This window comes from Solibacillus sp. FSL R5-0691 (genome assembly GCF_037974225.1).
Classification (GTDB): Bacteria; Bacillota; Bacilli; order Bacillales_A; family Planococcaceae; genus Solibacillus.
The window spans coordinates 12,074-35,777 of the sequence record NZ_CP150231.1 but is presented as its reverse complement, the minus strand read 5'-3'; the positions used below and the strand labels follow the sequence as shown (position 1 = coordinate 35,777).

At 42.0% G+C, this 23,704-nt stretch carries 17 protein-coding genes, 2 rRNA genes and 1 other annotated feature; of the genes, 3 read left to right on the top strand and 16 right to left on the bottom strand.

Annotation, left to right across the window (positions count from 1 at the left end):
- Positions 1-43 precede the first annotated feature (43 nt).
- Complete coding sequence (gene tadA / locus MKY51_RS00135) at positions 44-547, top strand: tRNA adenosine(34) deaminase TadA (RefSeq protein ID WP_251691759.1); 504 nt, start codon at positions 44-46, stop codon at positions 545-547.
- 123 nt (positions 548-670) lie between these two features.
- On the opposite strand, the gene MKY51_RS00130 is transcribed toward tadA, so the two are convergent.
- From MKY51_RS00130 to MKY51_RS00085, 10 genes are all read right to left on the bottom strand, one after another.
- Entirely contained in the window at positions 671-1,798 is a 1,128-nt protein-coding gene (locus MKY51_RS00130) for a zinc-dependent alcohol dehydrogenase family protein (RefSeq protein WP_339174617.1), read from the bottom strand.
- A 13-nt stretch (positions 1,799-1,811) separates the two neighbouring features.
- Entirely contained in the window at positions 1,812-3,242 is a 1,431-nt protein-coding gene (locus tag MKY51_RS00125) for an aldehyde dehydrogenase family protein (RefSeq protein ID WP_339174615.1), read from the bottom strand.
- Between the two features lie 60 nt (positions 3,243-3,302).
- Positions 3,303-4,136: an N-acyl homoserine lactonase family protein gene (locus MKY51_RS00120; RefSeq protein WP_339174614.1), complete on the bottom strand. Its 834-nt coding sequence runs from the start codon at positions 4,134-4,136 to the stop codon at positions 3,303-3,305.
- Between the two features lie 101 nt (positions 4,137-4,237).
- The gene (locus MKY51_RS00115) at positions 4,238-5,332 is read right to left on the bottom strand and encodes a zinc-binding dehydrogenase (protein ID WP_339174612.1); all 1,095 of its coding nucleotides are present in this window, start codon (positions 5,330-5,332) and stop codon (positions 4,238-4,240) included.
- Positions 5,333-5,373: 41 nt separating this feature from the next.
- Positions 5,374-6,738: an MmgE/PrpD family protein gene (locus tag MKY51_RS00110; RefSeq protein ID WP_339174611.1), complete on the bottom strand. Its 1,365-nt coding sequence runs from the start codon at positions 6,736-6,738 to the stop codon at positions 5,374-5,376.
- Positions 6,725-7,867, bottom strand: a complete 1,143-nt coding sequence (locus MKY51_RS00105; RefSeq protein WP_339174609.1) for a CoA transferase — start codon at positions 7,865-7,867, stop codon at positions 6,725-6,727. The genes MKY51_RS00110 and MKY51_RS00105 overlap by 14 nt, the downstream gene beginning before the upstream one ends.
- 12 nt (positions 7,868-7,879) lie before the next feature.
- The gene (locus MKY51_RS00100) at positions 7,880-8,731 is read right to left on the bottom strand and encodes a hydroxymethylglutaryl-CoA lyase (RefSeq protein WP_339174607.1); all 852 of its coding nucleotides are present in this window, start codon (positions 8,729-8,731) and stop codon (positions 7,880-7,882) included.
- Between the two features lie 10 nt (positions 8,732-8,741).
- Entirely contained in the window at positions 8,742-9,908 is a 1,167-nt protein-coding gene (locus MKY51_RS00095; RefSeq protein ID WP_339174606.1) for an acyl-CoA dehydrogenase family protein, read from the bottom strand.
- 11 nt (positions 9,909-9,919) lie between these two features.
- A complete protein-coding gene (locus tag MKY51_RS00090; RefSeq protein WP_339174605.1) occupies positions 9,920-10,696 on the bottom strand; it encodes an enoyl-CoA hydratase/isomerase family protein in 777 nt (258 codons plus the stop codon).
- Positions 10,697-10,700: 4 nt separating this feature from the next.
- Positions 10,701-11,228: a MaoC family dehydratase gene (locus MKY51_RS00085; protein ID WP_339174604.1), complete on the bottom strand. Its 528-nt coding sequence runs from the start codon at positions 11,226-11,228 to the stop codon at positions 10,701-10,703.
- Between the two features lie 86 nt (positions 11,229-11,314).
- Here MKY51_RS00085 and MKY51_RS00080 point away from each other — a divergent pair, with 86 nt between their 5' ends.
- Entirely contained in the window at positions 11,315-11,959 is a 645-nt protein-coding gene (locus MKY51_RS00080) for a GntR family transcriptional regulator (RefSeq protein WP_339174602.1), read from the top strand.
- Between the two features lie 169 nt (positions 11,960-12,128).
- On the opposite strand, the gene serS is transcribed toward MKY51_RS00080, so the two are convergent.
- Positions 12,129-13,421, bottom strand: a complete 1,293-nt coding sequence (gene serS / locus MKY51_RS00075) for a serine--tRNA ligase (RefSeq protein WP_339174600.1) — start codon at positions 13,419-13,421, stop codon at positions 12,129-12,131.
- A 97-nt stretch (positions 13,422-13,518) separates the two neighbouring features.
- Positions 13,519-13,732: a binding site (T-box leader), on the bottom strand.
- Between the two features lie 155 nt (positions 13,733-13,887).
- Between serS and MKY51_RS00070 the strand changes: the two genes are divergently transcribed.
- A complete protein-coding gene (locus MKY51_RS00070) occupies positions 13,888-15,285 on the top strand; it encodes a PLP-dependent aminotransferase family protein (protein ID WP_339174598.1) in 1,398 nt (465 codons plus the stop codon).
- A gap of 27 nt (positions 15,286-15,312) precedes the next feature.
- Here the strand turns inward: MKY51_RS00070 and asnB are convergent, their stop codons facing one another.
- The 5 genes from asnB to MKY51_RS00045 all read right to left on the bottom strand — a co-directional run bounded on the left by asnB (position 15,313) and on the right by MKY51_RS00045 (position 23,521).
- Positions 15,313-17,139, bottom strand: a complete 1,827-nt coding sequence (gene asnB, locus MKY51_RS00065) for an asparagine synthase (glutamine-hydrolyzing) (RefSeq protein WP_339174596.1) — start codon at positions 17,137-17,139, stop codon at positions 15,313-15,315.
- Between the two features lie 127 nt (positions 17,140-17,266).
- Positions 17,267-18,604, bottom strand: a complete 1,338-nt coding sequence (locus MKY51_RS00060; protein WP_339174595.1) for a D-alanyl-D-alanine carboxypeptidase family protein — start codon at positions 18,602-18,604, stop codon at positions 17,267-17,269.
- Positions 18,605-18,738: 134 nt separating this feature from the next.
- The gene (guaB, locus tag MKY51_RS00055) at positions 18,739-20,205 is read right to left on the bottom strand and encodes an IMP dehydrogenase (protein WP_339174593.1); all 1,467 of its coding nucleotides are present in this window, start codon (positions 20,203-20,205) and stop codon (positions 18,739-18,741) included.
- 187 nt (positions 20,206-20,392) lie between these two features.
- Positions 20,393-20,508, bottom strand: a 5S ribosomal RNA gene (rrf, locus tag MKY51_RS00050).
- A gap of 84 nt (positions 20,509-20,592) precedes the next feature.
- Positions 20,593-23,521 (bottom strand): 23S ribosomal RNA (locus MKY51_RS00045).
- Positions 23,522-23,704 lie beyond the last annotated feature (183 nt).

Genomic DNA, 23,704 nt, shown 5'->3' with positions numbered 1-23,704 from the left:
ATTCAATGGCATGCTAAACTAGGTTTTAAGGAGTGATAGATGAATGCTCGAAAATAAAGATCACCATTACATGCAAGAAGCATTGGAAGAAGCGAAAAAAGCTGCGGCCCTTGGAGAAGTACCGATCGGCGCAGTTATTGTATATAAAGATGAAATTATTGCACGTGCACATAATCTACGTGAAACAACCCAAAATGCACTGACACATGCGGAAAGCATGGCCATTCAGGAAGCATGCAGCAAAATAGGCAGCTGGCGTTTAGAAGAGACTACTTTATACGTTACACTTGAACCTTGCCCGATGTGTGCAGGAGCCATTTTACAGTCACGCGTACCACGGGTTGTTTACGGTGCACGTGATATAAAGGCAGGCTGTGTCGACTCATTATACCGTCTGCTCAATGACCCTCGATTTAATCATGAATGTACTGTAACGGAAGGTGTGATGGCGGAAGAGTGCGGACAAATTTTAACGGACTTTTTCAAAGCGCTTCGCGACCGTAAAAAAGCAGAAAAGTTAGCGAGAAAACAACAATCTGAAAAGTAAGGTGTATGAAATGAACAGATTTTCCATATCTCATGAGAAAACAAATTTATATACTTCTTTTCATACAAAAACGACGACACAGTACCGAATATATGTGTCGTCGTTTTATGATGTTTATTTTCATTAATCCATTTTAATAATAATGCGGGAATTATCGCCTGTTGCCAATAAGTCAAAGCCTTCATTAATTTCATCAAGTGTAATGATATTTGATAACAGCTGATCAACCGGCAATTTCCCTGACTTCATCATATGCAAATAGTGCGGAATATCTCTTAATGGCACACAGCTTCCAATATAAGAACCTTTTAGCGTCTTTTCTTCCGCTGTTAAAGTTACATAGGGGAAAGAAAATTGATGTTCAGGATGTGGCAGCCCTGTGGTCGTTGTCGTACCTCCGCGTTTTGTAATGGCATATGCCACTTCCATCGCAGGAACAACACCCGCTGTTTCGAAGGCATAATCAACACCGCCATTTGTATAGGCCTTCACCTGTTCCACTATATCCGCGTCTTTCGAATTAAAGACAGCTGTAGCCCCCAATTCCTTAGCCTGCTGCAGTTTCTTATCGTTAATATCGATGGCGATCACTTCTCTGGCACCTGCTGCGATAGCACCGAGCAGTGCACTTAACCCGATTCCACCTAAGCCGACAACTGCTACTGTTTTCCCAAGCTGGACTTTTGCTGTATTTACGACAGCCCCTACTCCTGTAATAACCGCACAACCAAAGAGCGCCAGTTTTTCAAACGGCAAGTCCTCTTCCACTTTTACGAGGGAATTTTGTGATACAACTGCATACTCCGAAAAAGCAGATACCCCGACATGATGACCGATCTTTTCATTCCCTGCATGTAAACGTACTCCACCACCGATTAAAGTTCCATCGCCATTTGCCTTTGCACCCGGTTCGCATAATGCCGGACGCCCCTCTGCACAAGGTACGCAATGCCCGCAGCTTGGCACAAATACGCAGATTACTTTATCTCCTTGCTTAAAATTCACAACACCAGGTCCTACTTCCTTCACGATACCGGCCGCTTCATGACCTAGTGCCATTGGTAAAGGTCGTGGACGGCTTCCGTTAATAACAGATAAATCGGAATGGCAAAGACTTGCCGCTTTAATCTGAATTAATACTTCGCCTTCTTGCGGTGCGTCTAATTCTATTTCCTCAATATGAATCGGCTTACTCTCTGCATACGGTTTTGTTACTCCGGATGAGCGTAATATGGCAGAACGAATTTTCATGATGATGTCCTCCTTAAATTAGCTTAATACCAATAAATTTTAAATCTGACATCCCTTCAATTGCATATCGTATTCCTTCCTTTCCGGTGCCGCTTTCCTTAACCCCGCCATATGGCATATGATCAAAGCGTCGTACCGAAGATTCATTAATCCATACGCCTCCAGTTTCCAGCTCATCGGCGAACTTAAGTGCGCGGTTAATATCCAAAGTAAACACACCTGCCTGTAATCCGTATTCCGAATCATTGGCAGCGGCCAGCACTTCATCTTCCTCGGTAAACGGTATGAGCGCAACCATCGGAGCAAACACTTCCATACAAACGACCTGCATGGACTTTGTGACATTTTCCAAAATTGTTGGCTCGAGCAATGTGCCAATTCTGTTCCCGCCTGTACGAATTGTTGCCCCTTGCGATACGGCTTCTTCAATCCAGCTTGCTGCACGAATTGCCGCTTCTTCTGTAATCATTGGGCCGAGCTGTGTTTTTTCTTCAGCAGGGTCCCCCATTACTAGCGCTTCCACTTTTTCCTGCAGTAATTGGGCAAACTGATCATAAACAGATTGCTCGACATATATTCGCTGAGCGGAAACACATGCCTGACCTGCAAATGTAAAACCGGACATCGTAATAGTAGAAGCCGCGTATTCTAAATCCGCATCCGCAAATATAATGTTCGGTGCATTGGAACCGAGTTCAAGTGTCACCGGCTTTTTCCCGGCCATTTCATGGATATGCCACCCTACTTTTCCGCTACCTGTAAAGGTTACCTTTTTAACAAAAGGATGCTTCACCAATGGCTCCACTAATTCAGTGCCAGGGCCTTGAAGTATATTCAGCGCTCCCTTTGGCAACCCAGCATCCTGCAATAACTCATAAAGTAAAATGGAAGACAGCGGCGTTTTCTCTGCCGGTTTCAAAACGACTGTATTTCCAACGGCAATCGCCGGAGCAATTTTATGCAAAGCTAAGTTTAACGGGAAATTGAATGGTGTAATAGCCGCAATGACACCTAAAGGGACACGTTTTGCAATACCAATTTGACGCTCGCCGCCAATTGCACTGTCCATCGGAATCTGATCTCCTGCCAACCGCTTTGCTTCTTCACTGGCAAACAGCAGCACTTGAATCGCTCGCGTGACTTCTCCCCGTGCTTCATTTATTGGTTTTCCTGCTTCTAAAGAAATGGTCTTCGCAAACTGCTCGCTCCGCTCTTCAAGCAACAATGAAGCATTACGTAAGATACGGCTGCGTTCATGTGCAGGCATTTTGCGCATCGTTGTAGTAAATGTTTGCTGAGCAACTTCAATTGCTTCATGAACATCTTCTATTGATGCACAAGCAATTGTTGCGATAACTTCCTGATTATAAGGGTTCATAACATCCATCGTCTTTTCTTCTTGAAGACGGTGCTCTCCATTGAGTACAGATCCTATTTTTTGCATACTCTTCCCTCCATTATGACAATGACACCCTAAGTAAGGCTTACTTAGGGTGCAAATTGATTATTCGTAATAGCCTTCTGTCGATTTGATAAAGGATTTAAATTGTTTGGAATCGTGTCCGAACCAAATTTCGGAATCATTGCGTGTAGCAAACTCTCGAATTCTTTCAACAGTAGAGTTGTAGCCTACTGAATCGTACAAAATTCCTGGTGGTTTAACGGGCGGACCGTAGCTGTCTGCTGTGTATAGTGCATCAGATGCAAGTAAAACATTTCCGTGACCCGGGAGTTCGATGTGCAAGCCCAGCATACCGTATGCATGTCCTGGACCAAAGTTCAAAATTTTAATGCCCTCTACTAGAGGCACTTCTTTCTCATGTGGTTTAATCGTACGCCAACGAAGTTCTTTTTGAATCCATGCCATGACATCGCCCCAAATATAGGCACCCATATCACGGGTCATCGCGAATGTTTTCATAACATTCGACAATTCTGTATCATGAACAATGATTTCTGCGTTTGTGAATAACTCCAGGCAACCTGCATGGTCTAAATGCAAATGTGAGGCAATGACGTATTTGATGTCTTCCGGACGAACTTTTAATTGTTCAAGGCGGTTGATCAAATAACATTCTTCACTTTGGAAGGCCGGGAAAAGCTGCTGAACCCCTTCAGGCCAACGCCCATCATCTCCCATTCCATCCGGGTTACAGCCTGTATCAAATAAAATTTTTCCTTCTGGGTGGTCAATCAATACTGCATAAACGGGAAACTCGACAAACTCGGCTGGCGGATTCGGATTATTGATGCTTGCTGGATTGTGCATGGCAATCATATAGTTCTTATCCATTTTCATTGTCCCTGTATCAAGCACATATACTTTTTTATTACACATCGTAATTCCTCCCATAATGTTTTTATTTTTTTACAAGACTTCTACTACTATCAGCATTGCAAGCGGAAATCCACCGTCACCACCTTTCAAATTTTATTATTTTAAGTCGGAATAATTGTGGCACGTGTAACCGTACGTTTTGCAGATTCATCCAATGCTTTTTTAATCTCTTCAAAACTGAAGCTTGCATCCAATAATGTTTCAAATGGATAGCGGTCGATATTGCGCTCCAGGAAATCAAGAGCTTTTTTTAAATACCACGGGTTATAGCGCAGAACCGGGATAATTTGAATTGCTTTACGTGTTAAATAACCGGGATCAAAAGCTACTGTTTGGCCAGGCGAAATATTGCCGATTACAATGTAGCGGCCGCCTGCACGAATATACTCCACACCTTCAGCAAAAGCCTGAGGGACACCTGCCACTTCCAGGGCAACATCCACACCTCTATTTCCTGTCAGATGCATAATTTGTGCAACGCGTTGTTCAACTGTAGGAAAGTCTGACATTAAAATTACTTCATCTGCACCAAATGCCTTTGCCTGATCCAAACGGCTTTCAACTCCATCTACGACGATAACTTTCAATTGTTTTTCTTTCGCGATTGCAATCGCATTTAAACCAAGTCCGCCCGCACCTTGTATGAGAATCGTTTCACCTGAGACAACATTTCCTTGCTCCAGTCCGAAATATACTTGTGATAAAGCACAGTTGGCGCTTGCTGCGACACTGTTTGATATATTATCTGGTACTTTATAAAAATACTGATCGGAATGAATATAATAATGCGTACCGAATGTCCCATGGAAATGAGGTGCTTCCTCTGTCGGCAAACGCCAGTACTTATAGGCATTTTCACATAAGTTAAATTGTCCATGCTGACAAGGCGGACATTTACGGCAAGTCAAAAAGTAAGCACTTACAATTCGGTCCCCGATTTTTACAGGAGTACCTGCGAAATCCGTTTCGACTCCTTCACCTAACGCATGGATTTCTCCTATCATCTCATGTCCTAATGCTCCACTGCGAATGACCGGATGATGTCCTTTCCATATATGCAGTTCGGAACCGCAAATATTCGTTTGAATGATTTTTACAATTACCGCTCCTTGTGCCGGCTCCACCAATGGATATTCTTTAAACACAAGTTCCAGCGGTGATGTCATTTCGGCAACTTTTCCCTTCGTCTCACACATGCGCTCACTCACCCTTCATTTTTCTGAAAATTGAATAGCTGCTATACAATTGAAGTATGCTCTACAGGATGTAATGTACGAATTAACTGTTGTACTTGAATCGCTTCTAGATGCAATAAATCATGAATAATTTTTTCTTTATGTGCCTCCTCTAAAGGCACTAAACTATTAAACTTATTAACAAAGTCATGTTCGGTTAATGCATTTTCCGGATCTCCTTTAGGAAATTGGCTTTGCACAATATCACTTGAACCATCCTGCCAATGAATTTTAATTTTTGCGCCCCATTCTTGAGGATATTGACTATTAATCTCTTCATCTACAGACACGACCAGCTTTTCCATCAGCTTTCGAATGCCTTGGTCCTGCAATGTATCCGCATTAAAGGCATCAAATCCTCCTTCTCCGGTCAATAGTGCTAAAGCAACACAAAACTGCATACTGAATTTCGCCGCATAGATTGTTTGCGGATTTTTTGCATCCGTAATGTCCAGCGCCACCTGATATGCTCCCACTTCCACTGACTTTATAAAATCGATGCCATTTTTCTCTACTTTTTTATGCAGTTCAAGCGCCAAGTCCATTGCAGCATGTGTATGACGGCAAGACGCATGAACTTTAAATGCATTTTCGGTAATTTTATATTGCTGACCTAATTTATCGGTCATTCGTGTTACATCGTACTGCTCGCTCATCGCTTCAAAGAATCCTCTGCGCCCTTCCAAAATGGCCTTGGCTCCAGTAAAACCTTGCTGTGCTAACATGGCACTTAAAATTCCATTCATCGCTGCTTTCCCAGGATGCAATTGCTTGCTCATAGCACCATCCTCGATAAATTCCCATAAACCCGCAGCTTGTGTGCCGGCAGAACCAAATGCTTGGACAATTTGTTCTTTGGATAATTCTAATAACTTTGCCACAGCTGCTGCCGCGCCGAATGTACCGCAAGTTGCCGTATTATGAAAATAGTAATAATGGGAAGGTGTCACCGTTTCCCCAACACGAAATGCCACTTCATAGCCAACAATAATCGCCTCAATCAATTGTTTACCGGATAAATTTTTCCACTCTGCAACAGCGATCGCTGCCGGCATAATAACAGTTGCTGCATGCACAATCGAGGCTTTATGAATATCATCGAGCTCTATGACATGACTTGCGCCGCCATTAATGAAAGCCGCATTTGTTATACTCGTTTTCAATCCTGTAACTGCCGTTGCCTGCTTTTCCCCGCCCAGTACTTGTACTACTTGTTCCATCATACGAACCGGTTCAGCTTCCTGACCTTTCAGTAAAGAAGAGTAATAGTCAACGATACATAGTTTTGTAAACTGCACAACATCCTGCGGTATATCCTCAAAACGAACATCCACAATGTATTGTGCCAACTGTTCACTTAATGTCATGAACATAATCCCTCCCTAACAGTTCTTCATTATGTTCTCCTAACAATGGTGCGGGGGTGCTAGGTGTTAAATCACAGTTTGAAATCGTAAGCGGAATTCTTGTTGCGTACATTTCCTTATCACGTATATGGGGGAGACGAACAATGAGATTATTTTCTATTTGCTGCGGATCTATAAGTACATCTTTCATTGTTTTCACTTGGGCTACCGGTACACCGCCAGCTTCCAGTGCTTGAATGAGTACCACGCTTTTTTCCGTCTTTGTGATCTGTTCAATTTCCTCACTAAGCAACGAACGGTTTTTAACACGTTCTTCGTTTGTCCGGTATCGGGTATCTTCAAGCCATTCACGTTTTTGCAATACTTCGCAAAGCTTTTCAAATAATTTATTATTCGAAATGCCGATCATGATGGCACCATCTGCAGTTCGAAAAGCCCCATAAGGCGCGAATGCCCCATGATTAGAGCCAAGTTTTTCGGGATTTTCACCTGTTAGCTTTGTTGAAAGCAAATGATAGTTCGCCCAAAATACTCCTGTTTCATACAAAGAGGTTGAAACAATGCTACCTTCATCTGTTTTGTGGCGCTGTAAAATGGCTGATACAACTCCAAGCGCTCCCCACATAGCGCTTCCCTGATCAATTAAAGACACTGGAACCCTTGCTAAATCGGTACTTCCTGTAATACTCATAATGCCTGTTTCCGCTTGCATAATGGCATCATAGCCCGGGTACGATTTTTTCGGACCGTTTTGGCCATATGCAGATAGTGAACAATAGATTAGCTTCGGATTGATGTTTTTAACCGCTTCATAATCAATTCCAAGTTTTTGCGCTACACCTAACCTGTAATTTTCCACGAAGACATCAGCGGTTTTTATGAGTTCCATTAACTTTTTACGGTCGTATTCCTCTTTTATATTAAGAGTGACCGATTTTTTTTGCCTGTTAATATTCAAAAAATATACGCCATCTTCCTGAAATTTAGGCTCCATCTTTCTGGCCTCGTCACCGCTCATCTTTTCTACTTTGATTACTTCTGCTCCTAAATCGGCTAAAATCATTGTTAATGTCGGCCCTGAAATATTTGTTGTCATATCAAGAACACGGATTCCTTGCAATGGTTTCAATTTCAGCCCCCCTTAAACTAAGCTATAAGCGAAATTTGCCACATCCTTTAATTTTTCCAGACGGATATTTGTTTTTACTTCCATCGATTCAAACAGCTCTACCACTTTCTCTGTTGCTACATTTCCTGTAGCTCCAGGTGAAAACGGACATCCGCCAAGTCCAGCAATCGAACTATCAAACTTTTCAATTCCTGCGTTTAATGCCGCAACAATATTTGCATAGGCAAAACCGTTTGTATCATGGAAATGAGCCACAAATGTAGTGTTCGGGAAATCTCTTTTCAATGCACTGAACCGTTCATGCACAATGCGCGGATTTGCCTGTCCATTTGTATCTCCGATGGAAATTTCGTCAGCCCCATCATTTACAAATTGCGCTACGACCCGTTTTACTTGGTCATAGGAGATAGCGCCCTCATACGGACAACTAAAACACATCGACACATAACCCCGAATAAACTTTTGCTGCGCTTTTGCATGCCGGAACATTTCGCTGCACTCCGCCAAAGAATCTTCAATGGAACGCTTAATATTTTTTTGGTTGAATGTCTCACTGGCCCCTACAAATACCGCAATCTGCGGCACACCTGCATCAATTGCCCTTTCCAACGCCTTCATATTTGGGGTTAAAGCAATATATTCCATCCCCAGTTCATTGCAAAATGCCGTAATTTCCTGTGCATCTGCCATTTGGGGAACAATTTTCGGATGGACAAATGAAGCCGTTTCAATACGCTGGAAACCTGCTTCATATAATTGCTTGATTAATTGTTTCTTTTCTTCTGTTGGTACAAAGCGTGATTCATTTTGTAAACCGTCGCGTGGACCTACTTCAATAATTTCAACTTGCTCTGGAAAGTGCATGATTTTCACCTCAATAAGATTTTGGAAGTTTTAATATATGTTCTCCGACGTATGATAATATCAAGTTCGTTGATATTGGTGCTACTTGATAGAGACGTGTCTCTTTAAATTTCCGTTCAATATCATATTCTGCCGCAAAGCCAAAGCCGCCATATGTTTGAATCGCTACATTGGCTGCCTCCCATGATGCATCTGCAGCAAGTAACTTCGCCATATTGGCCTCTGCCCCGCAAGCTTGCTGACGATCATAAAGTTCCGCCGCTTTTATGCGCATTAAGTCCGCTGCTTCAATATGAATATGCGCCTGGGCAATTGGAAACTGTATCCCCTGGTTTTGGCCGATCGGACGATCAAAAACAACGCGTTCTTTTGCATAATTCGTTGCCCGTTCGATAAACCAGCGACCATCACCGATACATTCCGCAGCAATTAAAATCCGTTCAGCATTCATTCCGTCCAAAATATAGCGGAATCCTTTTCCTTCTTCGCCAATCAGATTTTCTACGGGTACCTTTAAATTGTCGATAAATAATTCCGTTGTCGCATGGTTCATCATCGTTTTGATCGGGCGTATTTCTAATCCATTTCCAACTGCTTCATTCAGATCAACAATTAGCACGGACAGGCCTTCACTCTTTTTAACGCATTGATCTTTCGGCGTTGTACGCACTAGTAGAATCATTAAATCCGAATGTTCCGCACGGGAAATGAATACCTTTTGACCATTCACAATATAATGGTCGCCATCGCGTCTCGCAAATGTTTTTAAGTTTGTTGTATCCGTACCAGTATTAGGTTCCGTCACTCCAAATGCTTGTAAACGAAGCGACCCGTCCGCAATCTTCGGCAAATATTTTTCCTTTTGTGCAGGAGAACCATGCCGTAAAATTGTTCCCATCGTATACATTTGTGCATGACATGCGCCGGCGTTCCCGCCTGAACGATTAATCTCTTCTAAAATTACAGATGCCTCCAGTATTCCTAAACCGGAACCACCATATTGTTCTGGTATTAAAGCCCCTAAAAAGCCCGCCTGAGTAATTGCCTCCACAAATTCGGTCGGGTAACCGTCAACCTCATCCAACTTACGCCAATACTCACCATCAAATCGTTTGCAAACTGCTCTTACACCTTCACGAAGTTCTTCTAAAAATGCCAGATTCTCTGTTAACATCATATGAGATCCTCCTACCGTCCGATAAAATTAGGTTTTCTTTTTTCGTTGAAGGCTAAAATACCTTCCATTCGATCCTCAGAAGCGATAACCTCGTTGTATGTTTCGATTTCAATCCGAAATGCCTCAGATGCTTCCAATGAGCTGATTTCTGCTACTTTTTTTACCCCTTGAACTCCTAATGGTGCATTGCCTGCGATTTTTTCAGCTAACTCAATTGCGGAACTCATTACTTCTTCTGATTCGACAACTCGATTAAATAACCCTGCGTTGTGTGCTTCTTCTGCCGAAACAATTCGCCCTGTAAACAGCCATTCTTTTGCAATATGGAGCGGTACACGTTTTGGCAGTAATCGTGCCCCACCTCCGCCCGGCATAATACCTCGAGTGACCTCAGTTAGGCCAACTTTTGCATTTTTACCAGCTACGATTAAATCTGTATTCAATGCAAGTTCAAACCCTCCTGCTAGCGTATAGCCATTGATCGCAGCAATGGTAGGTTGTTTGCAATTGGCTACTGCCTGGAACATTTGTTCAAATAAATGATGCTGCTCTGTCCATTCTGCCTCGTTCATCCCTTTACGCTCTTTTAAATCAGCGCCTGAACAAAAGGCATCTTCAGTAGAGGAAGTTAAAATAACGACGCGAACCGGCTGCTCATTGAATGACTGAAACACAGATAACAGCTGCTTCGCCATTTCTGTATTAAATGCATGGCGCATTTCCGGTCGGTTTAACGTAACAATCGCAATTTTTTCTTCATATTCATATGAAACTTGAATAAATTCCATTCATTCACTTCCCTTTCTGCGAGATTGCTTGATCAATCAATGGCTTCATAATATTTGGTGCAAACTCCTTTTTATAGATCATCATCGTGCGCTTAAAGTGAATGACAACTTGCCCGTCCTGATTGTAGCCGGTTGTTTTCACTTCGATAATTCCTACATTGTTTCGCTTAGCACTTTCTCTTTTTGATACGATTTCTGTGAAAGAGTAAATTGTATCTCCTTCGAAAACCGGGTGTGGGAGCCGTACTTCATCCCACCCCAGATTGGCCATTACATTTTGGGAAATATCTGAAACGGACTGCCCTGTTACTAATGCAATTGTAAATGCAGAATTCACAATCGGTTTTTGAAACTCTGTCTGCTTTGCATAATGATGATCAAAATGAATAGGATTTGTATTTTGTGTCAGCTGTGTAAACCAGCTATTATCGGTCTGCGAAACTGTCCTGCCTAACGCATGTGCAATTATATCGCCTACTTCAAAGTCTTCATAAAACCGTCCATGCCATCCAATTTGAATTTGTTGTTCCATGACAACATCCCCCTTTAAAGTTTGCATAGTTTTTCTGTATATTGTATATTGGATCCAAAATACAACACATAATGAGGTGTTTTTTTATGAAATTTGATCATGATTTAACAGCCGAAACATTACCCTCGAAAATTTACCGGATTCTGCGCGAAGCAATTATAAAAGGGCAGCTGCAGCCAGGCGAACGCCTTGTACAGGATGAACTGGCCAAGACATTAAACGTGAGCCGAATGCCAATCCGGGAAGCGATAAAACAATTGGCTGCTGAAGGCTACGTCACAGTTGAACCGCATAAAGGGGCTATCGTCAAACAATTTACAATACACGAACTGGAAGAGATCTATTTTTTACGGGCAAAGTTTGAACCTATGGCGGCTGCCGAAAGTTTGAAATCGATGTCACCACAATTAGTAACTCAATTGCGTGAGCTTAACGAGAAAATGAAGAAAACGGATGATACAGACGAATATATTCAACTTAATATTGAATTTCATCACCTGTTAATAAAAGATTGTCCTTGGGGGAAATTAAATAATATTATTGAAAATTTGTGGACCGGTTTCCCTCAGCAAACACCACATCTTTTACCTAACCAAATCGCCACTTCCATCAATGAACATGAATTAATGGTGGAAGCTTTGGCTAACAATAACATCGAGCTTACATGCCAATTGCTTGAACAACATATTACACGTGCAAAATATGATGTTCTTAATAACTTTATTCAATAAATTCTATTAATCTTTAAATATTGTATCCAATATCCTATTTTCTCGAATATAACAAAATATTCTCGTTTTGTAAAACAAATTACTAAATTTTCTGAAATATTTTTAACGCAGAACAGAAAAAAAGTGTGTTGAAATTGTTCATTCAACACACTTTTTAATTTATATAAAATTATTTTACAGTAATGACTTCTAGGCCACCCATGTATGGACGTAACACTTCTGGAATAACAACAGAACCGTCTTCTTGTTGATAGTTTTCCAGGATTGCTGCTACTGTACGGCCAATTGCCAGACCTGAACCGTTTAACGTGTGAACGAATTCCGGTTTTGCTCCTGCTTCACGACGGAAACGGATATTGGCACGACGCGCTTGGAAATCTTCGAAGTTTGAACATGAAGAAATTTCGCGGTACATGTTTTGCGCAGGAATCCATACTTCTAAATCGTATTTCTTCGCAGCTGTGAAACCTAAATCTGCTGTACACATTTTTAATTTGCGGTATGGTAAACCTAATAGTTGTAATACCTTTTCAGCATGACCAGTTAAAAGTTCAAGTTGCTCATAAGATTCTTCCGGTTTAACAAAGCGTACTAATTCTACTTTGTTGAACTGGTGCTGACGGATCAGTCCACGTGTATCACGACCTGCAGATCCTGCTTCTGAACGGAAGTTAGCACTGAATGCAGAGAAAGCCTGCGGAAGCATATCTGCTGATAAAATTTCATCACGGTAGTAGTTTGTTACCGGAACTTCAGCAGTTGGAATCAGGTAATAATCCATTTCATCTTCTTCACGAACTAATTTAAATACATCTTCTTCAAACTTTGGTAATTGGCCTGTACCTGTCAGTGAATCGCGGTTAACGATTTGCGGTGGCAGCATTTCTGTATAGCCATGCTCATCTGAATGAAGGTCCATCATGAAGTTCAGTAAAGCACGCTCTAAACGTGCACCTAAACCTTTATAGAATAAGAAACGGCTTCCCGTAACTTTAGCTCCGCGCTCAAAATCCACGATATCTAAATCTTTTGCGATATCCCAGTGTGCTTTCGTTTCAAAATCAAACGCCGGTACATCGCCCCAAGTGTATTCTTCCACATTGTCATCTTCTTCTGTGCCAACAGGTACTGATTCGTGCGGGATATTCGGCAAACGCATCATCATATTTTTAAATTCTTCTTCAATTGCGTTTAACTCAGCATCCAATGCTTTAATTTCATCGCCTACTTCACGCATACGTGCAATCACTTCTGTTGCATCTTCTTTGTTGCGCTTCATAACAGAAATTTGTTCAGACACTTTATTGCGCTCTGCTTTCAATACTTCTGTTTTAGCGATTAATTCACGACGCTTTGTATCTAAGTTTTCAAAGTTATCGAGATTCCCTAAATCCTCATTACGTGTAAGAAGCATACGTTTTACTTCTTCAAAATTGTCGCGGACGCGTTTAATATCTAACATAATTTTTTCCTCCTAGAATTTATGAAATGATGATCTTGAGCACTTTAACGCGTTAATGTATTAGCGGAATAAATACAAAAAAGCCCTCAATCCCTATGAAAGGGACGAGAGCTACCCGCGTTGCCACCCTAATTGAATAGAAAAATCTATTCCTCTTAACAATTAACGACTTTGGTAAGCCGGCTTCCACCTACTATTATTTCGGAAAAAGCATCTCAAGGACGGATTCACAAGTGTTTTTATCAGCTCCCACCGACCGCTGACTCTCTAAAAAAAACGTGCTTGCTACTACTTCCTATCATCGAATTCATTTATAAATTTAACCATACTGTACTATAAAACCATATACATTTGCAAGTTCCTATGAAAACGTTCACTAATTTTCTACATCATGCTATACTTTTCTGACACTATCAACATTAGTTAAAAGTGAAATTTCAATAAGGTTACATAAGGAGGAAGTAAAGTGCTTTTCTTTCAGCTTCATAAGGACCATACAATTCCACTATATGAACAACTGTATATCGGCATAAAAAATGCAATTACCAACAACCAGCTCGCTGTTGGTGTACGTCTCCCTTCCAAAAGAGAACTTGCAGATTTTTTCAATATAAGTCAAACTACCGTCGAACTTGCATATTCACAGCTGTTGGCGGAAGGCTATATTATGTCAAAACCGCGTGTCGGTTATTTTGTTGAAGAGATCGATTCATTACCTTACCGCCAAAGTGAAACAGCAAACAATGAAATAAAAAAAACAGCGAAAACTACGGAATATAAAATTGATTTCTCTTCTGCAAAAATTGATGAGGAAGCTTTTCCTTTTACAATATGGAGAAAATACGCAAAAGACGTGCTCGATAGGCCGTTCAAACATTTACTTCAGACAGGAGAACGCCAAGGAGAGCTTGCATTGCGTATTGAGATTGCGAACTATTTACACCAATCACGTGGCATCGAATGCCAGCCAGAGCAAATCGTCATTGGATCCGGTACTGAGCAGTTACTGCCCATGATTTTAAAAATTTTAGATGCTGATTCTAAGCTTGCCTTTGAAAATCCAGGCTATTCACCTATTCCCCGTCATCAATTAGGGCAACTCGCCATTCCGATTTCTGTTGATACAGATGGTATTGTAGTGGAGGAATTACAGAAATCAAATGCAAATGTCGTTTACATTACACCTTCACATCAATTCCCGACAGGTGCGGTTCTTTCAGCCAACCGTCGCACACAATTATTAAATTGGGCTGCTAAAACACCGGACCGCTTTATAATCGAAGATGATTACGACAGCGAATTTCGCTATATTGGAAAGCCCATACCCGCACTCAGAGGGCTTGATGCCAATGACCGGGTCATTTATTTAAGTACTTTTACGAAATCTCTGATGCCATCCTTGCGTGTTGCCTTTTTCGTCTTGCCGCCAACACTTGTTCAGCGCTATCAGGAACATTTTAATTACTATTCTTCTACTGTTCCTCGTTTTGAACAGCATATTTTAGCGAATTTTATGAAGGACGGACACTTTGCCAAACATTTAAATCGGATGCGTAAAATTTACCGTAAAAAACATGATAAATGTATTGAAGTCTTTTCAAATCATTACTCTCAAATAACAATATCCGGAGACGCTGCCGGTACGAACATCCTTGTTGCATTCCGTCATGAGAAATCTGAACGGGAACTGCAACAGATTGCACGTGAACACGGGATTCATATTTTACCGTTGTCAAATTATTATTTAACAGAGCAGCATTATTCACATAGAACATTTTTATTAGGGTTTGGCAATTTACAGCTTACAGATATTGAGCCGAACATTCATCAGTTAATGGACATTTGGGGAATTTCTAAAAGGTAAAGAGACGTTCCATATAGGAACATCTCTTTATGTTGAAATAATATTAATCCGGTATTGTTCAACCCAATCATGCAATTGTATAAAGTATGCAATGAGTTGCGGTCCTGCCATTAACTGGCCAAACCAAGGTATATGAAATGATTGACCGTTTGTAGCTAATAATCGTTCTAACTGCTCCTTCTCGAATAATTCATGAAGAACGGAGTGTTTCTGCCGTAAAATTTGCTCCAGCCGGTTGTGGACGAGTTCTGTATATTTAGGATGGTACGTTTTCGGATACGGGTTTTTCTTACGTTCCACAACTTCCTTCGGTAAAAGGTCCTGAAACGCTTTTCGTAAAATCCCCTTTTCCATGCCGCCGCTGTTTTTCATTTCCCAAGGAATATTCCATACGTATTCGATTATTGTATGATCGGCAAACGGTACACGAACTTCCATACTTGCACCCATTGTCATCCGGTCATTTCTTTCCAATAATGTCTGCATAAAGAACTGGTTATTTAAATAAAACAGCTGCTGGCGTTCCTGCTCTTCTTTAGTCCCTATAAATGACGGCATCCCCTTTACCGCCTCTTCATAGGTGCTTTGCATAAACTGCGGTAACTGCAGACGTTTTTGCCAATCTGATTTAAATAACTGTTCACGTTCCTTTGTAGAACGAAGCCATGGGAAAATCGTGTCTCTTTTCCCTTCATAAAACCATGGATAACCGCCAAAAACTTCGTCAGCACATTCACCCGACAGCGCTACAGTATGTTCTTTTTTCATTTCTTTGCAGAATAAATAAAATGAGCTATCAATATCGGCCATACTCGGCATGTCTTTTAAGCGCATTGCCTGTTCTAAAGCATCTACTAACTCTTGTTGGGTCAGCGTCACTTGGCGGTGCTTTGTCTGAAATGCCTGTTGCATTTTCCCGATCCAGTATTCATCCTGTGACGTTTGAAATGAGTTTTTCGTGAAGTGATAGTCATTTTCTTCAAATGCTACAGAATAAGTCGACAATGTTTTCTGCTCTTTTGCTAGATGTTGTGCTGCAACCGCCGTAATGATACTTGAATCGAGTCCACCTGAAAGCATTGTGCTTAGCGGTACATCACTTATTAACTGACGAATAATTGCATTTGTTACGAGCTCCCGGACATTTTCAATTGTTTCTGCCTCTGAATGCTCATGTTGTTTACTTTCGATATCCCAGTACTGCCAGCTTTTTCTGAAACCGCTGCGCACCATCATTGCGTATGCGGGCTTAACTTCCTTAATTCCTTTAAATATGGCATGCCCCACAATACGTGATGGACCAAGACTGAATAAAGCAGCAAGTCCTTCTGCATCCACTTCCGTCTTTACAGCAGGATGTGCCAATATCCCTTTTATTTCTGAGCTGAACAAAAGCCCATCCGGAAGCTCATAATAAAACAACGGCTTTACCCCTAGCCGGTCACGACATAGAAATAACGACTGCTCTTCCTCGTTCCATACCGCAAAAGCAAAGATCCCATTTAAATACTCCATACAGCGCTCTTTCCATTCAACATATGCCATTAAAATAACTTCTGTATCGGATGTCGTATAAAAGGAATGCCCTAAATTTTTAAGCTGTTCACGCAACTCGTTTGCATTGTAAACTTCGCCATTATATACGATGGTCAAATCGCCGCGAGTCATCGGCTGATTACCTGTCACTAAATCAATGATTGCAAGCCGTTTATGGCCGAGTAAAGCATGTTTGCTTATAAAGTACCCTTCACTATCCGGACCTCGATGTAAAAGCGTCCTCGTCATTTTTTTTATCATTGCTTCTTCATTTACTAAGTGAGTCGAATAGTCAATCCAACCAGATATTCCACACATAATTAATCCCTCCATGTATCAATGTATGTTTTGCATGGTTTATCGACAAATTGTCCCATTCGAAAAAATGATTTTAGACGAAAAAAAAGCTTTTCTACAAGTAATTACTTATAGAAAAGCCCATTCATTATTTAATTAAGTTACCTGCAAATCCAAATACACCATTCCATAAATTACCGAAAAAGCTTCCGATACCTTGGAACATCAATGAGATTTTACCTGCACGTTCTACCGCTTCTGTCGTTACGACATCTGCTGTAATAGGATTGCCGTCAATATAGCCGAAATCCACACCTTCTTTAGGTGCAAGTACAGCCTGGCCTACTACTTGGTCTTTCTCAATTCCTGCTTCAAGTTCTTTCTTGTCTAATGTCAATGTCGGAACGTATGAATCTTTTTCGCTCGTCTTAACCATTACAGAAACCGGTTCTTTTACACCGATTTTGACAGAGTCCTCTTTTCCTTTAATAACAGGGATTGATTTTTGATCTTCAAATACATAGTTACCCGGAAGAAGTTCTACTTTTGAAAATTGACCAAATCCATAATCGAATAACTTCGCTGTCGCATCAAAACGTGCTTTATAAGAGCCAACACCTTTTGAATCCACTGCTTTCATTACTACCGCGATTAAACGTGTATCACCGCGTTTAGCTGTACCTGTAAACGTATGTCCGGCAAAATCAGTTGTTCCTGTTTTTAAGCCGTCTACGCCTTCATATTCATAAACAAGACCTGGTAGCATGAAGTTCCAGTTGGACATGCTAATTGCATCCGAAGTTCCTTCACGGAATACTTTCTTCGGAATTTTTGCTGTTTCTAACATGTCAGGATGATCTTTTAATAAGTTGTACGCCAATTTCGCTACAGAACGGGCCGGCATTACGTTTTCATCCTTTTCTCCAGTACCTTCTGGATGCATGCCTTGTAAATCGGCATTATTCAAACCTGTTGCGTTTACAAATTTATAATTTTCTAAGCCAAGTTCTTCTGCTTTTTTATCCATCAATTTCAGGAATTCTTTTTCTGTACCTGCAATTGTTTCAGCAATTGCAATTGTAGCAGCATTTGCAGAATAGATTGCCATTGCTTCATATAACTCTCTAATCGTATACGTACCATCAGCACGTAACGGCACATTACTTAATAAACGGTTTTGGGAAACTTTATATGTATACTCTGATACATTATATTGCTGATCCCATGAAATTGAGCCTTCTTCTATTGCATCAAGTAATAGATACTCTGTCATCATTTTTGTCATACTTGCAATACCTAAAGCTGTCTCTGCGTTTTGCTCATATAAAATTTTTCCTGTGTCTGCATCAATTAAAATTGCTGCATCTACCGTTAATCCCAAATCCGTTGCTGCGTTCGTCTTAGCAGGTGTCATCGCCAGCATGCTAAGTATTAAAATCGGGATTAAGACAATGCTTAATACCGTTTGCTTTCTTACCTTCTTCACAAAGCTACCTCCAATTTTTATTCTTGTCTAACGTCATTTTATCATACATAAGTAGTTGTATGTGACCTTCTGTTAATAAAAAAACGTTACTATCTTCAATTTGACGATAGTAACGTTTGAAAGTTTCCTAGTAATTATTGTAAAGAGTAGTTTGGTGATTCCTTCGTAATTTGTACATCATGTGGATGTGATTCACGTAAGCCTGCGCCCGACATTTTAATGAACTGTGATTTTTCACGTAAATGTTCTAAATCCGGTGCACCGCAGTAACCCATTCCGGCACGTACACCACCAACTAATTGGTGAATTGTATCTGCTAAAGGTCCTTTGTATGGTAAACGTCCTTCAATTCCTTCTGGTACAAGCTTTTTCGCATCTTCTTGGAAGTAACGGTCTTTAGAACCTTTTTCCATTGCACCTAGTGAACCCATTCCGCGGTACACTTTAAAGCGACGTCCTTGGAAAATTTCTGTTTCACCTGGAGATTCAGATGTTCCTGCTAATAATGAACCTAGCATTACAGTATGTCCACCTGCAGCTAATGCTTTTACGATATCGCCTGAATACTTGATACCGCCATCCGCAATAATTGTTTTACCTAGTTCACGGGCAACTGATGCTGCATCGTAAACAGCTGTAATTTGTGGTACACCAACACCTGCAACAACACGAGTTGTACAAATAGAACCTGGTCCGATTCCTACTTTTACAACATCGGCACCAGCTTCAAATAATGCACGTGTCCCTTCAGCTGTTGCAACATTCCCTGCAATAATATCCAAGTCCGGGTAAGCTGCACGAATGTCTTTAATTGTATTTAAAACGCCTTGAGAATGACCATGTGCTGTATCAATTACAACGATGTCCACTTGCGCTTCGACTAGCTTGGCAATACGCATCATTGTATCTTTAGAAACACCAACTGCTGCTCCTACAACTAAACGGCCATGGCTGTCTTTTGCTGCATTCGGGAATTCGATTACTTTTTCGATATCTTTGATTGTGATTAAGCCAGTTAATTTTCCTGCTTCATCAACAATCGGTAATTTTTCAATTTTATACTGTTGAAGAATTTTTTCAGCATCTTCTAAAGTTGTCCCAACAGGAGCAATGATTAAATCTTCTTTTGTCATTACATCATCAATTTTTAATGAGTAATCTGAAATGAAGCGTAAATCACGGTTAGTAATAATACCAACTAACTTCTGATCTTCCATGTTATTTACAATAGGGACACCTGAAATGCGGTATTTGCCCATTAAATGCTCTGCATCGAAAACTTGATGTTCTGGTGTAAGGAAGAAAGGATTTGTAATAACGCCATTTTCAGAGCGTTTTACTTTTTCAACTTCTTCTGCTTGTTCATCAATACTCATATTTTTATGAATAATACCAATTCCACCTTGTCGAGCCATAGCAATTGCCATTTTCGATTCGGTTACAGTATCCATACCTGCAGAGATTAATGGAATGTTTAACTTAATGTTGTCAGTTAGATTTACAGATAAATTAACATCTTTCGGTAACACTTCAGAGTGTCCTGGCACTAATAGTACATCATCAAATGTTAAACCTTCTTTAGCAAATTTTGTTTCCCACATTGTTAAGAATGCCTCCTATTTAGAAAAGAATATTATTGTAAGGTTAACTCCGAGGGACATCACTGTCAAGATTCTTTAAAAAGTAAAATAATTCGGAATATTATATTATTAGTGTTTTTCTTCTTAAGGAAAGAAAATAAGTATTTTATAACAAAAAACCCACTGATTTCTCAGTGGGTTTACATGTGCGAAGCGACGTCCTACTCTCACAGGGGGAAGCCCCCAACTACCATCGGCGCTAAAGAGCTTAACTTCCGTGTTCGGTATGGGAACGGGTGTGACCTCTTTGCCATCATCACTTCACTATAGTGGGCTTTAAAAACCCTTGAAAAGAATTTTCATTCTTTCAAAACTGGATAAACGTTTCATTGAGTTATGCAATAAAATGTGGTTAAGTCCTCGACCGATTAGTATTCGTCAGCTGCATGCGTCACCGCACTTCCACCTCGAACCTATCTACCTGATCGTCTTTCAGGGGTCTTACTTACTTGCGTAATGGGAAATCTCATCTTGAGGGGGGCTTCATGCTTAGATGCTTTCAGCACTTATCCCGTCCATACATAGCTACCCAGCGATGCCTTTGGCAAGACAACTGGTACACCAGCGGTATGTCCATCCCGGTCCTCTCGTACTAAGGACAGCTCCTCTCAAATTTCCTACGCCCACGACGGATAGGGACCGAACTGTCTCACGACGTTCTGAACCCAGCTCGCGTACCGCTTTAATGGGCGAACAGCCCAACCCTTGGGACCGACTACAGCCCCAGGATGCGATGAGCCGACATCGAGGTGCCAAACCTCCCCGTCGATGTGGACTCTTGGGGGAGATAAGCCTGTTATCCCCGGGGTAGCTTTTATCCGTTGAGCGATGGCCCTTCCATGCGGAACCACCGGATCACTAAGCCCGTCTTTCGACCCTGCTCGACTTGTAGGTCTCGCAGTCAAGCTCCCTTATGCCTTTACACTCTACGAATGATTTCCAACCATTCTGAGGGAACCTTTGGGCGCCTCCGTTACTCTTTAGGAGGCGACCGCCCCAGTCAAACTGTCCGCCTGACACTGTCTCCTACCCCGCTAAGGGGCATGGGTTAGAAGTTCAATACAACCAGGGTAGTATCCCACCGACGCCTCCTTCGAAGCTGGCGCTCCGAGATCTCTGGCTCCTACCTATCCTGTACAAGTTGTACCAAAATTCAATATCAGGCTACAGTAAAGCTCCACGGGGTCTTTCCGTCCTGTCGCGGGTAACCTGCATCTTCACAGGTACTATAATTTCACCGAGTCTCTCGTTGAGACAGTGCCCAGATCGTTACGCCTTTCGTGCGGGTCGGAACTTACCCGACAAGGAATTTCGCTACCTTAGGACCGTTATAGTTACGGCCGCCGTTTACTGGGGCTTCAATTCACAGCTTCGCTTGCGCTAACCGCTCCTCTTAACCTTCCAGCACCGGGCAGGCGTCAGCCCCTATACGTCACCTTACGGTTTTGCAGAGACCTGTGTTTTTGCTAAACAGTCGCCTGGGCCTATTCACTGCGGCTTCTCTAGGCTATGCACCCAAAGAAGCACCCCTTCTCCCGAAGTTACGGGGTCATTTTGCCGAGTTCCTTAACGAGAGTTCTCTCGCACACCTTAGGATTCTCTCCTCGACTACCTGTGTCGGTTTGCGGTACGGGCACCTCTCACCTCGATAGAGGCTTTTCTTGGCAGTGTGAAATCAGGAACTTCGCTCATACGAGCTCGTCATCACAGCTCAACGTTAGAGTATGCGGATTTGCCTACATACACGCCTTACTGCTTGAACACGCGCAACCAACGGCGTGCTTACCCTATCCTACTGCGTCCCCCCATTTCTCAAACGGTGAGGAGGTGGTACAGGAATATCAACCTGTTGTCCATCGCCTACGCCTATCGGCCTCGGCTTAGGTCCCGACTAACCCTGAGCGGACGAGCCTTCCTCAGGAAACCTTAGTCATACGGTGCATGGGATTCTCACCCATGTTTCGCTACTCATACCGGCATTCTCACTTCTAACCGCTCCACCAGTCCTTCCGGTCTGACTTCAACGCTGTTAGAACGCTCTCCTACCACGCATACTCAAAGTATGCATCCACAGCTTCGGTGAATCGTTTAGCCCCGATACATTTTCGGCGCAGCGTCACTCGACCAGTGAGCTATTACGCACTCTTTAAATGATGGCTGCTTCTAAGCCAACATCCTGGTTGTCTAAGCAACGCCACATCCTTTTCCACTTAACGATTACTTGGGGACCTTAGCTGGTGGTCTGGGCTGTTTCCCTCTTGACTACGGATCTTATCACTCGCAGTCTGACTCCCGTGTATAAATATCCGGCATTCGGAGTTTGTCTGAATTCGGTAAAGCGAGATGCCCCCCTAGTCCAAACAGTGCTCTACCTCCGGTATTCTCAATCACGAGGCTAGCCCTAAAGCTATTTCGGAGAGAACCAGCTATCTCCAGGTTCGATTGGAATTTCTCCGCTACCCACACCTCATCCCCGCACTTTTCAACGTGCGTGGGTTCGGGCCTCCAGTGAGTGTTACCTCACCTTCACCCTGGACATGGGTAGATCACCTGGTTTCGGGTCTACGACCACGTACTAATTCGCCCTATTCAGACTCGCTTTCGCTGCGGCTCCGTCTTCTCAACTTAACCTCGCACGTAATCGTAACTCGCCGGTTCATTCTACAAAAGGCACGCTATCACCCATTAACGGGCTCTAACTACTTGTAGGCACACGGTTTCAGGATCTATTTCACTCCCCTTCCGGGGTGCTTTTCACCTTTCCCTCACGGTACTGGTTCACTATCGGTCACTAGGTAGTATTTAGCCTTGGGAGATGGTCCTCCCGGATTCCGACGGAATTTCACGTGTTCCGCCGTACTCAGGATCCACTCTGGAGGGAATGAACTTTTGACTACAGGGCTTTTACCTCGTTTCGCGGACCTTTCCAAGTCGCTTCGTCTAGTTCATTCTTTTGTAACTCCGTATAGAGTGTCCTACAACCCCAAAGAGCAAGCTCTTTGGTTTGGGCTCTTCCCGTTTCGCTCGCCGCTACTCAGGGAATCGAATTTTCTTTCTGTTCCTGCAGGTACTTAGATGTTTCAGTTCTCTGCGTCTGTCTTCGACACGCTATGAATTCACGTGAAGATACTATCCGATTAAAGATAGTGGGTTCCCCCATTCGGAAATCCCCGGATCAAAGCTTACTTACAGCTCCCCGAGGCATATCGGTGTTAGTGCCGTCCTTCATCGACTCCTAGTGCCAAGGCATCCACCGTGCGCCCTTATTAACTTAACCAAAAGTTAACACTTGGAACGAGTCCAAGATTTAAGTTTACACGTCAATTGCTTGACTTGTTTAAAAATCTATAAAATAGAAATTTGATTTATTGCTTTCAATGTCGTTTTATCCAGTTTTCAAAGAACGAGTGTTTTGAAGTATTTCATTCATTTAAGAATGAACCTTCAAAACTGAACAGCA

Bases quoted from the DNA above. Each gene is read 5' to 3' on its own strand.
- tadA (WP_251691759.1), top strand. From the start codon at position 44: ATGCTCGAAAATAAAGATCACCATTACATGCAAGAAGCATTGGAAGAA.
- MKY51_RS00130 (WP_339174617.1), bottom strand. From the start codon at position 1,798: ATGAAAATTCGTTCTGCCATATTACGCTCATCCGGAGTAACAAAACCG.
- MKY51_RS00125 (WP_339174615.1), bottom strand. From the start codon at position 3,242: ATGCAAAAAATAGGATCTGTACTCAATGGAGAGCACCGTCTTCAAGAA.
- MKY51_RS00120 (WP_339174614.1), bottom strand. From the start codon at position 4,136: ATGTGTAATAAAAAAGTATATGTGCTTGATACAGGGACAATGAAAATG.
- MKY51_RS00115 (WP_339174612.1), bottom strand. From the start codon at position 5,332: ATGTGTGAGACGAAGGGAAAAGTTGCCGAAATGACATCACCGCTGGAA.
- MKY51_RS00110 (WP_339174611.1), bottom strand. From the start codon at position 6,738: ATGACATTAAGTGAACAGTTGGCACAATACATTGTGGATGTTCGTTTT.
- MKY51_RS00100 (WP_339174607.1), bottom strand. From the start codon at position 8,731: ATGCACTTTCCAGAGCAAGTTGAAATTATTGAAGTAGGTCCACGCGAC.
- MKY51_RS00095 (WP_339174606.1), bottom strand. From the start codon at position 9,908: ATGATGTTAACAGAGAATCTGGCATTTTTAGAAGAACTTCGTGAAGGT.
- MKY51_RS00090 (WP_339174605.1), bottom strand. From the start codon at position 10,696: ATGGAATTTATTCAAGTTTCATATGAATATGAAGAAAAAATTGCGATT.
- MKY51_RS00085 (WP_339174604.1), bottom strand. From the start codon at position 11,228: ATGGAACAACAAATTCAAATTGGATGGCATGGACGGTTTTATGAAGAC.
- MKY51_RS00080 (WP_339174602.1), top strand. From the start codon at position 11,315: ATGAAATTTGATCATGATTTAACAGCCGAAACATTACCCTCGAAAATT.
- serS (WP_339174600.1), bottom strand. From the start codon at position 13,421: ATGTTAGATATTAAACGCGTCCGCGACAATTTTGAAGAAGTAAAACGT.
- asnB (WP_339174596.1), bottom strand. From the start codon at position 17,139: ATGTGTGGAATATCTGGTTGGATTGACTATTCGACTCACTTAGTAAAT.
- guaB (WP_339174593.1), bottom strand. From the start codon at position 20,205: ATGTGGGAAACAAAATTTGCTAAAGAAGGTTTAACATTTGATGATGTA.